This is a genomic window from Halorubrum persicum (assembly GCF_002727125.1).
Lineage (GTDB): Archaea > Halobacteriota > Halobacteria > Halobacteriales > Haloferacaceae > Halorubrum > Halorubrum persicum.
Genome location: NZ_NHOA01000060.1, coordinates 1 through 13,233 on the forward strand (window position 1 = coordinate 1; position 13,233 = coordinate 13,233).

Sequence of the window (13,233 nt, forward strand, 5' to 3'; positions counted from 1 at the left end):
TTCTCCTCGAGCGTCTCCTCGGCCGAATTCCACCCGTTCACGTACCCCTGATGATGGGTGTCGTGATGCCATTCCAGCACCTGCTCGGAAATGTGCGGCTCTAACGCGTCGTAATCGTACGGCAGCGGATCGAGTTCGTAGCTCATTGTTGTATCACCTGTCTATAACGTGTTCGGGAACGCTGTTAAAGATAATGCGGCATACGATACCACGCGTCATCGGACGTGACATCGTATCGAGGAGCACGGGCGGAGAGCGCTGGGTTCGCGGTTCAGGCCGATCCGAGTTCGTGAGAGCAAGTGGGTCGCGCTCGGCGTCGCTCCGAGATGAATCTGGACGCGGTTCCCTGAGGCAACCTGCGAACGGGTTCCCGTCATTCTGGACGAAACGCGCGCGACGCGAAGTGCGTCGCGCGCTGACGGTGGGACTGGGATTCGAACCGATGCGAGACGGTCGCCCTCGCTCTGCTCGGGCGCTGCGACTCGCAGGCTTCGAATCTCTTGTGCGAAACGCGCGCGACGCGAAGTGCGTCGCGCGCTGACGGTGGGACTGGGATTCGAACCCAGGAAGCCGTGAGGCTACCGGTTTTCAAGACCGGCGCAATAGGCCGCTCTGCCACCCCACCGAGAAATCTCAGTGGTACACCCGTGCCGTCCCGGACATTTCGGCTTCTGGACGGTAAACAAAATGACGAACGCTCGTTCCATCGCGGCTCGATTGAATCGGCTTCAAACCACCGGAAACGTCCGTCATAGGGGTGTATTCGCATGAAATCCCCCGAGAAAGTTGAAGGTATCGTTCTCATCCCCGGCCCCTCGCGCGACTACCTCAACGAACGGCAACTCGTCGCGTACAAGAACCACCGCAAGTCTCTCATCAAGTGGCTCACGCGGCGCGGGAAAGCACCTGATAAACTGGAGGGCTACGCCGATGACACCGCCGAGGCCTATGCCTCCATCCTCGACAAATTCCACCGATGGGCGTGGGACCGCAAGGACTGCTACACTCTCAACCTTGACCACGACGACGCCGACGCCTATCTCGAAGAACGTGTGATGGCCGACGAAGACTACTCGTCGTCGTACCTGCACAACATCAAACTCGCACTGAAGGCGTACTTTCGATTCAGGGACGACACCGATGAGTGGGACCCTAACCTGAAAGTCCGGTCCTCGTCGGGCGTCAGTCAACCCCGTAACTTTCTGTCAGCCGACGAGCGGCGAAGGCTCCGCGAGGCGGCACTTGAATACGGTAGCGTACCGGCCTACGCCGCGCTCGACCCCGATGAGCGCCGCGAGTGGAAACGATACCTCGCCCGTCGCTTCAGCAAGCCCATGAACGAAGTCACACGCGACGATTGGGGACGGGCAAACGGATTCAAGTACCCGAGTATCATCCACACTGCACTTGATGCGGGACTGCGCCCCATCGAAGTCGGACGCGCACGAACCTACTGGGTAGACTTGGAGAACTCTGTCCTCCGTATCCCAGAGGAAGAATCATCGAAAAACGCCGACAACTGGACGGTCAGTCTTCGAGAGGAGACAACTGATTACCTCGCACGCTGGCTCGAAGAACGGGAATTGTACGAGAAGTACGACGACACTGACCGGCTATGGCTCACTCGCCACGGGAACCCGTACAGCGGGTCGTCACTCCGCTACGTCCTCGATGCCGTCTGCGAGGAGGCGGGTATCGACCGGGACCTCTCGTGGTACGCTATCCGTCACTCGACGGGCACGTACATGGCCCGAGAAGAAGGCCTCGCCGCGGCACAATCACAACTCCGACACAAGAGTATCAACACGACGGCCAAGTACGACCAAGCCCCAGTCGAAGACCGACGCGACGCGCTCGACAAGATGGGGTAACCCGGAAGGGCTTGCTTCAGTAGCCGTCGCTACTCGTTGTTTTGGAACTCACCGAACCGTCGTTCCTCGCTGGTTTCACCGCCGAGTGTACCTGCCGCGTCGCGCAACCACTCGATGAGGCCGCGCAGGTCGTCGTCCAGCCCCTCCTCGTGTTCGGCGGCCTGTTCCAACTCATCGGCGAGCCGCCGGGCCTCATCGGCTGTCAGCGTCGGTGAGCGGTCGCCCGCCTCGACGTGGACGCCGTCGTCTTCGAGTGCGGTCGTGACGCCGTCGCTGACTTCGTGCTGGCGAGCCTCGGCGAGAATAGGCTCGAAGACTGGGGACAGGAGTGCAGGCTGTTCGCGGTCCCCAGTTTCGAGCAGGTGGCGACGCGCCCTGCGTGCCGCTCCCTGCTTGTTCTTGGCGAGCAGTTCGGCGATGTAGCGGTAGACCCTCTCGGCGGGAACCGTCGGACCTTCGGCGCGGTCGCTGTCTTCGGGGTCGTTCTCGATGAGTCGGACGACGTTCTCGTCTTCGTCCACGCCAACGCGAGGGAAGTCCCGCGGTTCGTGTCGTTCCGCGGCGTCATCGGGATGATTCTTCCGACCGGCGACTTGCCCGAGGTGGATGAGCACGCCCTGTTTGCCCGTGAACGCCTCTCCGCAGTAGGGGCACAGGCGGGCCTCCTGCTCAGTGTCGCGCTCGGTGGGGTATTCCATCTCGACTGTCTCAGTTCCGGCGGTCACCATCTCCTCCAGCGACACGTCGTCCGGTAGAACTCCCTTCGGACCGTGGCCGTCGCCCTCTGAGTGCAGGACGTGCAGGTGCATCCCTCGGGCCAACTTCTCGGCATCGCATCCTTCGACCGGGCAGATGACTGTCCGCTCCTCGTTCTCGTGCGTCTCGCGGTCGGTCATCGAGCATCACCCCGCTCGTCGGCGACCTCGAAGCAGTCGAAACACGGCAGGTCGTCGCCGTCAGGGCCGGGGCATCGCTCGTCCCCGTTGGGGCAGGTATCTGCCGACTCATCGGACTGTGACGCCACAGCGGCGATTCCTCCGTCCGTCTTCAGGGCATCTGCCCCAGTCGTCGCGCTGTCCGGGAGTCCATCCGATGAGGGCGCGGCGTCGTTCTCGAAAGCGAGGGCCGCGTTCAACACGACCGGGCCGCCGACCGTCGCCAGCGCGACCTTGTGCTTGCAGTCCCGCTCACGGTGAACGTCTGCCGGACACTCGCACTCTGCGGGCACCGGGACGCCGTCGCGCTCATCGACACCGACCACGTAGGCGTGGTCGTCTTTCTCGAAGCCGTAACTGGCGTTGGTGACTTCGACTTGGTAGGGACCGACAACCGTCAGTTCCCACGTTTCCCACGCGACACGCTTGGCCGTCTTCGGGCCGAAATCCAGTTGCTCAACGATACGCTTTTCTGACGCAGAGGTGTTCTGTCTCATGGTCTTTGGCTCCACCGAAGACCACCCGTCCGGTGTACCAGCACCGGGCGTTTTCCGCGAGTCACGCCCCAAGAGACGGGCCGCCTTCGCATTTCTACCGTTGGCGGTAACAAAGTTAAAACTAACGGAGTACGCACTATGCGTGTGCAGAAACACAGTTACTACCGCTAACGGTAACAGTTAACTACGAGCCACGACTCCACTCATGCATGAGCGACGACGCGAAACCGGGGCGAAAGCCACGGGTGACAGACGAGGAGATTCTACAACTCTTTCGGGAGACTGACGACCCGGTGCTCTCGACTGGCGAAGTAACCGAGCAGTTGTCAATTGGGCGGAGCGCCACGTACAAGCGACTCAAATCACTGCGAGAGGGAGGACGACTCCAAGCCAAGACGATTGGTAAGAAGAACACTGTGTACTGGCTCGATGAGGCGGAGAAGGGGGAGACGTAGGTTATTACATGAGTGCCCCCGGGTGTGGGTGTAGTATTGGTAAGTCACCGCGCGTTGGTCGGTGCGATTTGCCTGAATTTCGGGGGTAACGGTTGACCAGCGCGTGCGGTTTCCACGGATAGCGACGAGATGGAACGTGCCGCATGGAGGGTCGCTGACTCGGCGAGTTTCGGCTCGCACACCATATTCAAAATCGGTATCTATGGACAGTCAACGCAACCTCAGGTTGCAGTTGACGGCCTGCGGAAGATGTCAAAGACGAATCGAAAGCAATTTTTAGTCTTCGACTCCTCCATTAGAGTGAAGGCAGTTCCTCGCTGGCGGCGTCCCCGACCGTTTCCATTTCCTGTCTGTTCAACGCTTGAGTGACCAGTCTGCGCTGTGTCCGGTTGTCTGTTGTTAGCCGCGTAGCCTCGCGTACGACTGTCTGAACAGTGAGAGTCCGATGAGTGCGGCGTGAGCGAAGAACTGCCAAAACACCGACTCATGAGCGTCGAAATTCAATCTGTCGATAGTGCTGACTCTGAAGTACCGACCGGCTACCGAATCGAACCAATCCAGCCACAACGGTTCAGAGATTGGAACGATGGACAAGCCGTGGCTCATCGACCGGAGAACCGTCGAGACGACGTACTCCTTGAGCGGCCAACGATGGAAATGAGCAACGACCACGTGATTGGAAGCACGGAAAAGGGGAGATTTGAAGCGGTTCCGCCTCTCTATTCTTACTCTGTCAAGGGAGATAATCTATTCGAGAGGTTCCAGAATCATAACCGGGATAACTGGTGGCGATACAGAAAGGACGTTGAGTCTTCCTCACCATCCGTCGATAACGATTTCAAACGACACACTATCCAAGCACTTGCATCTCAATTGGGCCTGCCGCCGTATCAGCGTCGTCGTGCATTTGTCCGGTTCATGAAACTGGACGCTTCGAAGGTAACCGGGACATCAGTAGTACACGCTTTCGTTGTCTGCGCGGTTGTTGCTAACAACGAGGCAGAGGCGATGGACAAGTCCAAGGTCTATCATCCTCAGCAGAGCGACGAAAACAACGACTCACGGTTCCTCCAAATCCACAACACCCTCACGGAAGACCGGATGGAGTTCCCGAGCGACGACCCGCACGAGTGGTTTGATAGATGGGTTGATGAAGACCTGTTCCATCCGCCCGTCGATGAAGGAGAGATTACTAAAGTTTACAACAAGCACGTTCAGGGAGACTTACCGACACGACCGGAGCAGAAATGGGAGTCATTTGTACAGGAAGAGTTGGAAGAAGAACGTTCACGTCCGCAACGGGAACATGAAGGCGCGGTGATGGAATCATCGGACTGACACGGACCTGTGTGACACCCCCTACATAAAGGCGTGAACACTTGTTGTACTGACGGGAGGAAGGCAGAGAGAATTGTTACTCTCACGGACTGGGTTTACACTGCGTACTGTGTCCACGGGCGTTGAACAGTGTCGGTATCCTCACCTGTCCATTTACATCCATGGTCCGCCGGTCTCCCACCTCTGATGATTAAAGCCCACGAGTCAAGTTCCGATGAGCCGGCGGAGTGAGGACGCCCGGCATCGCACCGCAGGCGAGCGAAGCGAGCCGAGGAGCGAAGCCCGGAACTCTCCTGCCAACACCACGACGGTACTGCGGGGTCCTGCCCGGCGCGTCATCGAGTCAGTCCCCGTCCAAACTCAGTACCGTTCTGGATTCAGGAATCGTACCCCGTGGGTCAGAACCCGGAGGCCACTACCAGACTTCCAAGAACTCCTCTACGACCTCCACGTCCTCGTCATCGAGGTCGTACACGTCGTGGAGAATCACGTCATCCAGTTCTACCTGCAACTCCTCGGCTTCCGCTTCCAGTTCCGCTATCCGCGCCTCATCGGACTCGTACTCGTCCATGAGCGCCAGCACGTCGTCACGGGTCGGCACGTCCATGTTCAGAATCTCCATGCGACCGAGCCGCTTGTCCTGCGCTTTCAGCAACTCGAAGACGAAGTCCCGAACCTCCTCGCGCTCGAAGTCCAGCGTGTGGCCTCGTTTCATCACGACCTGATAGACCATCTTCGAATCGACCTCCATCTTGTCGTTGGTCCGAATCGGGTCTTGGCGGTAGTCGTCGTCATCGAGGCTCGTGGACGAAACGAGGTCAAGAACCGTGCTATCCCGGTCGTAGTCTTCGAGGTAGTTCCGAACATCCGAAGTCTGGTACTTGAGGTCCGTTCGCTCCTTCCGCTTCTCGGTAATCTGTTCGGCCTTCGTCTCAATCTGGTCGTCCGGGGCGTTCTCAGAAACGACGATGGGGTGCGGTTCCAAGTACCGCTTGTTGTAGGAGTAGTATTTCCCACCGAAGATGGGTGCGATGTGCTTGTGGAAGAACTCCAAGACCTTCGAGTTCAGTAGAGCGACGTAGTACAGCAGGTCGTCAGAACTCGGGGCGTACTCATCTCGCAGTTGGATTCCGTAGCCTCCCGCGTTTCCTCCGCCGACAAAGTAATATTCACCAGCAGTATCGGCGACAAAACGATTGTAACTGCTCATGATGTTTGTCATAATCTTGTCTGGTTCCATCTTCTCGACGTTCTGACGCCGACCGAAGGCCCACCACTGTTCTTCGTTCTGAAGACTACGGTCCTTGAGATAATCCTCATGTGCCTTGAAGAAGTCCCACGCATGGCTGAAGTCCTCCCTCAAGGTTTCTTCGGTCATCATGTCTGCATCGCCGTTCTCAACTTCGTAGGGGAAAATGAGCCACAGGCCTTCCCAGTTTACGCCCCATCGGTCAATCTCTGGTCCTCGGAGTAGACGACGCAAGATGTCTCGTTCCATCGGCATGGCTTCGTCGTCGCCCTTGGCGCGGAACTGGACGACTTCTTGGTCAGGATTATCTTCGACATATCCGAGGTACACTGGATTCGCGCTCGTCTGTATCCCCACGAAGACTTCTTTTGAAATTTCCCTGATTCGAGTACCTGCGGACGTTTTCAGATGGTCAAAGACTCGCTGTTCGTCTTGAGGCATCGGCTTCCATGAGGCCAAGTAGTCATCCTGATTGTCCTCTCGAAGATTCTGCTGTGGATAGAGGAATAGGTCGTACTCTGTCACGTCATCCGGTGTCTCCCACTGTTCAAGGTGGTAAATTTCTTCGAGAACCCCCTCTCTTTCATCTGCAAACCGGGCACACTGTACCGTGTTGTCATCCGGGTCCTGCTCTCTATCTACGGAAACGATACAGGGGTACGGCGTCGCGGCGTCAAAGACTTCCGTATCCTTGAAGTCCAGTAGTTGAGCAATCGGTTCCTCGGTGAGTTGTTCACGGATTTTCTGTGCGTAGTCGTTAGTGAACAACCGATTGGGGCAAATGTAGGTCAACTTCCCGTCCTCGCTCAACCACTCCAATCCTCGCTCGATGAACGGGACGTAGATGTCGAAATTCTTGATTGCACTCGCATATCGCTTCGAGTACTCGTCTTTCATCCCACTCAGGTTCTGGATTCGGACGTAGGGCGGGTTCGCCACGACAACGTCGAACTCCTCCTCGTCCTTGATGCGGTCAACCTCGTTACGGTCCTCGATGAAAGACTTCGCCCGACCGTTGTACTCCTCGAACTGGTGGAGTGCTGACTGTTGGCCTTCGTGTTCCGTGCTCCCGTCTTGCTTTTCGAGGAGGGTCGGCGAGAGTGTGTCTGCAACGTGAATCTCGAACCCGTCCATCGTGTAGCCCGGGTTCTGCTCGGTCACTTTGTCGTAGAGGTCGATGGTACGGAACAGCAGATTGATTTGAGTGATGTGGGCGGCGAAAGGATTGATGTCAACACCGTAGACGTTCTCCTCGACTCGTTCGAGAATCGTGCGGGCCTCATCGGGTTCGAGCCGATGAACGCTCGTTCTCCCGAACTTGTCCACGTAGTGCTTGATGAGCCGCTCAGTGACTTCGGTGAGGAACGTCCCACTACCACAGGCAGGGTCAAGCACCTGCTTGTCCCCAAGGCCCTCGCCCGGTCGGTAGTCCACCGAGTCGAGCATGAACTGGACAACTTCGAGTGGCGTGTAGTACTCGCCCAGTTCTTTCCGTTCCTGCTTGGGGAGGTAGTCCTCGTAGACGTGGCCGAGGATGTCGCGGTTGACGTACTCGAAGTCGAAGCGATTCAGCCGCTTTAGCACGGTCCCAAGCGTGTGGTTGAGGTCGTCTTCGAGGTCTTCCTGTCGCTTCTTCTCATCGGAGTCGAAACTCGTCCGTTTGTCGCGGCTGACCCACCACCAGTCGAAGATACCGAGTTCGTAGAGGTCCGGGTAGTGGTCGTCTATGTCGTCGTACGTATCCATCAGCGCGTCGAGATACGGACTTTCGTCGCGGTCCAAGGCATCGGCCATCCCTCGGGAGGAAAGACGTGTGTGGCCCACGATTTCCTTGTCTTCGGCGATACGTGCGAACAGTGCGCGGTTCAGGATGATGTACGCCGTTTCCCGGCAGAAGGCTTCTTTCGCGTTCCCGCTCTGCCCGGTGTACTCCCGCCAGTCTTTCCAGTCGGGGAACGTCGAATCAAGGAACGAACGCGGGTAGGAATCCTCGGGGCGGTCCCGGTAATCCTCGAAGAACTCTTTCAGAACGTCGGTCAGAACATCCAGCGAGTCCTTGACTGCGTCCAAGAACAGTTCGTACCCCTCGTCGTCAGTGCCCGGCTGGTACTGGACGGGCACTTCCTGATACGTCTCGCGGAAGTACTCGGCATCCCCGAGGTCAACGAATCGACTGCGGTGTAGAGATTCCAGTTCCGAGAGCGCACGCCGCTGGTCATCGGACAGGTCCTCGAAGTCAGTATCCGCGACGGCATCTACCTCGAAATCGTCGATGACGCTCACGGCCCGGTCGTCGCCATCGTAGTCATAGAGCCGGAACTCGTGGCCGTTGGTCAGGATACCGTAGTCGGCACTCCCGACTCCGTTCATGTAGGTTTCCAACTGCTCTACGTCGTCCAGTCCGAGGTTGTGAGAGGGGCGTTTCGTCTCGCAGACGATGACCGGGAACGGTGGGTCACTGTCGTCGTAGCACAGCACGTCTTTCCGCTCGTCCTCGAAGTTGACGTGACCCTCTCCGACTGTCCGTGACCAGTCCAGCGCGTTGGTAAACAGGTGGTCCACGAGACTGAATCGGAAATCGAACTCGCTTCCTTCCTGCCGGATTTCGTCAGAGACAGTCACAAAGGCGTCATGGAGGCTTCGTAGCGAGGTGTCCGACATTTGCCTCGGCTTCTCCCCCTTGAGTGATAAAAGCAACCGGAACTCGTAGAGGAATACCCCGAATTGTTCTGACCGCGGCGGCCTCATCGAGCAGTCGCCGCCTGAGTTCGCACGGAATCGTCCGCAGTCTTTTGCCCCGTGGAGGCCAACGCTGTCATATGTCTTTCAGTACGAGTTGGCACAACCTGCTCGATAACGTCGAGGAGGTGGCCGACGACGCGACCCTCTACACACCGCTCTCGCGGAAGGCGTTTCGCGTGACTGACGTGCAAGAACACCGCGTGGTCATCGAGTTCGAGGACAAAGACGAGACGCGCCCACTCCAGCGCGACCAGTTCGAGACGCTGTTCCAGCGCGTCAACGATGCCCACGATGGCTTCGACCTTGACCGACTCCCACCGGACGGTGAACCCTATGCGACGGTGTTGAGTCTGCATCCGCGCTTCGAGTTAAACGACCGCGAGAGTACGCTGACCGAGACCGAGACCTCCACCGGCTCGCCACTCGTGGAGGCACAGCTCTCCGCGGAGGCGACTGCCGAGGCTGACCGTGAGGAACCGGACGTATCCGTGTACTCCGATGCACTGCTTTTGATTGACGCCCTCGAACGCCACGACCCGACCGACCTCAACGGGATGGAGACACCGGCGCTGGTGAATCTCTACACACTTCTTTCGGACGTACAGCGCAACGCCAACGACCTCCGGCAGGACGTTCGGAGTGTGTTGCTCGACCGGCTCCACCACGACCGGCCCGTCAGTGGGCAGTTCGGTTCGGTCCAGCGGACCACGCGACGGAATCGCTCGCTTAAAGACGAGGAGACGGTTCTCAACGCGCTGGAAGCCGCTGGCATCGACAGAGAGCGCGTGACGAGTGTAGACGCCAGCAAGGTAGACGACGCACTGGACGTGACCGAACTCTCTGAGTCCGACCTGTACGAGATTGAAGAAAGCGAGTACGTCCGCAAGGCCGAGGTGGATGAAGCCGAGAAAGAGACGCGACTCCAAGGACTGAAAGACCAACTGGCCGCCGCCGACGAGGACACCGAAGACCTCCAAGAGGAAATCGAGGAGTTAGAGGACCGGATTGACGACCTCACGAGTTTCGACTCCGCGTCATCCTTCCACACGAAATCAGGGGGTGAATCGTAGCGGTTTGGTGGACTCAGTCGGCTACTCTCGCCGCCTCATCGAGTCAGTCCCCGGTCATCTCGAACGCCTCGCGGCGCAATTCTCGTTTCTCGCTCTCCGTCCGGGCGTCGTAGTGTTTTCCAGAATCTCCACACGGTCAGTCGTCCCCCTTAACAACAGTCTCCTAAAGAGCAAACTGTCCCCATCATGTTCTCATTTCGAGTAGAACCTCTTTCTTTCGAGAAGAAAGTAAAGGAAGGAACTAATCAGGTCAGTTTATCCAACCACCTATTTTTTATGGCACCGTAAACTAAGCATCGGGTAGAAGCCGGAATACGGGGTATTGCACGAGACTCAGGGCGGAATAATATCACCTGCTCTCAAGGCAGGCGCAATGGGCCACTCTGCCATCCCACCGCACCCGGACCGTCGGGGGCGTCCGACTAAGGGGTGTCGGTGTCGGTCGCCGCGGTCCCCCGAAGCCGGTAGTGGATCGCGAACACGCTGAGCGCGGCGAGGATCGGCGGCACGACGCCGGCGACCCGCGGGAGCCCGTAGAGGGCGCTGACGACGACCGACTCGGTCGGGTCGCGGAGCTCCGCCGGCGCGGAGATGATCATGCCGGCGTACAGCGAGAGGAGGAACAGGAAGCCGGCGTACGCGAGCTTCCGGTCGTATCCCGGTTTCACGGGGTCGCCGCGGCGGTGCCGGCGAGCGACGAACAGCAGGGGCGCGAGCAGCGGCGCGACCGCGGCGAAGCCGGCGATCACGTACAGCGACCGCGAGAACAGGAACGTCCCACCCTGTACCTCCGCGGTTTCGGCCATCCAGACGATGAGCGCGAGGGTGACCACCGTCGCGATCAGCCCGGCCGCGAGCGCCCCGATCACGCCGTAGACGCGCATGGTCCACGACTCCGTCTCGCGGATCGCGTAGGGGATCGCACCGAACACCCCGCGGTAGCTGTCTGCCATCGACATCGCTACGGCCGACGGCGAATTAAACCCCTCGTCGCGACGTTCCGGGTGACGGGGCTTTTATACTCCGCAGTGGGACCTTCCGGCGTGGGTCTGTACGATACGTACCTCGCCGTCCGCCACCGCCTCCACGACGGCGACCCGCCCGAGCACGTCGCGATCGTCATCACCGAGCGCGACCTCCTCGCCGACGGCGCGTTCGACACCCTCTCGGCGGCGCTCGGGTGGGCCTTCGAGTACGGCGCGGCGCGCGTCACCGTCTCGGTGTCCGTGCTCGACGCCGCCGTCGTCCCGACGCTCGTCCGCGAACTCCGGCAGGTCGACGCCCCTCGGCCGCTCGTCGTTCGCGGGCCGGAGGACGCGACGCGCGACGGGAGCGCGCTCGAGCCCGAAAGCGACTCGGGACGGAGCACGCGCGACGACCGACCGGACGACGCGCCGATCCGGATCACGGTCGGGCTCGGCGGCAAGGCCGAGTTCGCGGCCGCGGTGCGGGAGCTGGCGGCCGACGTGGAGGCCGGCAGCCTCGATCCGGAGTCGATCGACGCGGACGCCGTCTCTGACCGGCTGGTGTTCCCCGAGGAGCCGGATCTCGTGATCAAGACGGGTGCGGAGCGGCTCTCGGACTTCGCCATCTGGCAGTCGGTGTACGCCGAGCTCTACTTCACCGACGTGAACTGGCGGGACTTCAGAAAACGCGACTACCTTCGCGCCGTCCTCGACTTTCAGGACCGCCAGCGCCGGTTCGGTCGGTGATCGCGGGGCGGCGACGCGCTCCCGCGTTCCCGTCGCCGAGAGCGCGTCGAGGTCTTACCAGACGAACCGGAACAGCACCGTGAACGTGACGAGCGCGCCGACCGTCGAGAGGATCGGGACGACGTTCTGCATCAGCACCACGCGCGCGCTCGTGCTCGGATTGAACAGGTCCGACGCAGAGGGGATGTCGGTCGGGTCGCCCTCGCCGATCGGTCCCGTCTCGTCCGCCTTCAGCGCGCCGACGGAGACCTTCGGCTCCTTCTCGCCGCTGATCCCCTGTCGGACCGTGACGGTCCGCGTCGCGCGCCCCCAGCCGAGACCGACGATCGACATCGTCGCGATGATGACGAACGACGCCGGGATCCCCACCGCCGAGAGGCTGATGACGATCCCGGAGGAGACGCAGGCGACGACGATCGCCGCGGTCAGCGGGAGGTCGGTGATGTCGTTGCCGAGCGTGTCGAGCGTCCGGCGCGCGATCGTGAACGCGCCGACCGCGACCGCCGCGCTCCCGAGGAGGATCATCGGCGTCATCTCGACGTTGTCGAGCGCGACGAGCGGCGCGATCGCGTTCGCGATGTTCGACGTGCCCGAGGAGAAGGCCATCAGACAGCCGATCGCGATGACGACGAAGCCGCCGACGAGCTCGCGGCGCGTCGTGTTCGGGCCCGGAACCGGCTTGGGGACGATCCCCGACCGGTCGACCTCGAACAGCGCGCCGTCGGTGCTCTCGATCGCCACCCAGCTGTCGATCGCGGGGTAGAAGTACCGCCCGACGACGCCGGAGACCCAGAAGCCGATGATCGGCGCGACGATCCACCAGATGGCGATCTCACCCATCACGGCTCGATCGAGGGTGCCGGTCGCCAGTCCGAGCCCGGCGATGGCGCCCACGGCCGTCATCGACGTCGACGCCGGCACTCCGGCGAAGTTCCCGACGAACAGCGCGCCGCCGATGAAAAAGAGGACGACGATGCTCGTCTCCAGGGTGAACACGTTTCCGCCGGTGACCAGATCTTCGCCGAGCGTGGTCACGACGCGCTGTCCCAGCGTCCCCGCGCCGATGAAGAAGAACACCGACATCAGCGCCGCGGCGCCCGACTTCGAGATCACGTCCGCGCCGACCGCCGGGCCGAACGCCGGCCCGGTCGTCGCGCCCCCGATGTTGTATCCGACGAACGCCGCGACCACGAACCCGATGAGAAGTAAGACCTCAACCATATACACCCACAACGACACACGATGGGTTAAACGAACAGGTTTCTACATCCGGACGGCGGCAGCCACGACCGCTCACACCGCGACAGACGCACCCACGACCGGCGATCGGTGGGATCGAAACGACCGTCGAACGCTCGGACACG

Annotated in this window: 10 protein-coding genes, 1 tRNA gene and 1 pseudogene; 5 read left to right on the forward strand and 7 right to left on the reverse strand. The window is 60.3% G+C overall.

Going from position 1 to position 13,233, the window contains the following annotated elements; all coding sequences use genetic code 11:
• Positions 1-146, reverse strand: a pseudogene (locus tag DJ69_RS08555) (superoxide dismutase); the annotation flags it as partial.
• A 395-nt stretch (positions 147-541) separates the two neighbouring features.
• Positions 542-625, reverse strand: a tRNA-Ser gene (locus DJ69_RS08560).
• 142 nt (positions 626-767) lie between these two features.
• On the opposite strand from DJ69_RS08560, the gene DJ69_RS08565 reads away from it, so the two are divergent.
• Complete coding sequence (locus DJ69_RS08565; protein ID WP_099255232.1) at positions 768-1,871, forward strand: tyrosine-type recombinase/integrase; 1,104 nt, start codon at positions 768-770, stop codon at positions 1,869-1,871.
• 29 nt (positions 1,872-1,900) lie between these two features.
• On the opposite strand, the gene DJ69_RS18340 is transcribed toward DJ69_RS08565, so the two are convergent.
• Both DJ69_RS18340 and DJ69_RS08575 read right to left on the reverse strand, forming a co-directional pair.
• A complete protein-coding gene (locus tag DJ69_RS18340; RefSeq protein ID WP_180271768.1) occupies positions 1,901-2,767 on the reverse strand; it encodes a hypothetical protein in 867 nt (288 codons plus the stop codon).
• Entirely contained in the window at positions 2,764-3,318 is a 555-nt protein-coding gene (locus DJ69_RS08575) for an SWIM zinc finger family protein (protein ID WP_218962307.1), read from the reverse strand. Before DJ69_RS08575 ends, DJ69_RS18340 begins: the two co-directional genes overlap by 4 nt.
• Before the next feature lie 194 nt (positions 3,319-3,512).
• Here DJ69_RS08575 and DJ69_RS08580 point away from each other — a divergent pair, with 194 nt between their 5' ends.
• Positions 3,513-3,758 carry a helix-turn-helix domain-containing protein gene (locus DJ69_RS08580; RefSeq protein WP_099255234.1) on the forward strand — a complete coding sequence of 82 codons (246 nt, stop codon included), beginning with the start codon at positions 3,513-3,515 and terminating at the stop codon, positions 3,756-3,758.
• A 456-nt stretch (positions 3,759-4,214) separates the two neighbouring features.
• Entirely contained in the window at positions 4,215-5,096 is an 882-nt protein-coding gene (locus DJ69_RS17870) for a hypothetical protein (protein WP_144050411.1), read from the forward strand.
• Between the two features lie 415 nt (positions 5,097-5,511).
• Here DJ69_RS17870 and DJ69_RS08595 read toward each other — a convergent pair whose 3' ends face one another.
• Positions 5,512-9,006, reverse strand: coding sequence for an Eco57I restriction-modification methylase domain-containing protein (locus DJ69_RS08595; protein WP_099255259.1), 3,495 nt, complete (start codon positions 9,004-9,006; stop codon positions 5,512-5,514).
• 158 nt (positions 9,007-9,164) lie between these two features.
• Here DJ69_RS08595 and DJ69_RS08600 point away from each other — a divergent pair, with 158 nt between their 5' ends.
• Positions 9,165-10,157, forward strand: coding sequence for a hypothetical protein (locus DJ69_RS08600; protein ID WP_099255237.1), 993 nt, complete (start codon positions 9,165-9,167; stop codon positions 10,155-10,157).
• A 422-nt stretch (positions 10,158-10,579) separates the two neighbouring features.
• Here the strand turns inward: DJ69_RS08600 and DJ69_RS08605 are convergent, their stop codons facing one another.
• Positions 10,580-11,110 carry a hypothetical protein gene (locus DJ69_RS08605; protein ID WP_099255238.1) on the reverse strand — a complete coding sequence of 177 codons (531 nt, stop codon included), beginning with the start codon at positions 11,108-11,110 and terminating at the stop codon, positions 10,580-10,582.
• Between the two features lie 90 nt (positions 11,111-11,200).
• Between DJ69_RS08605 and DJ69_RS08610 the strand changes: the two genes are divergently transcribed.
• On the forward strand, positions 11,201-11,869 hold the full coding sequence (locus DJ69_RS08610; protein WP_099255239.1) for an undecaprenyl diphosphate synthase family protein: 669 nt from the start codon (positions 11,201-11,203) through the stop codon (positions 11,867-11,869).
• 54 nt (positions 11,870-11,923) lie between these two features.
• Here the strand turns inward: DJ69_RS08610 and DJ69_RS08615 are convergent, their stop codons facing one another.
• A complete protein-coding gene (locus tag DJ69_RS08615; RefSeq protein ID WP_099255240.1) occupies positions 11,924-13,090 on the reverse strand; it encodes an inorganic phosphate transporter in 1,167 nt (388 codons plus the stop codon).
• Positions 13,091-13,233 lie beyond the last annotated feature (143 nt).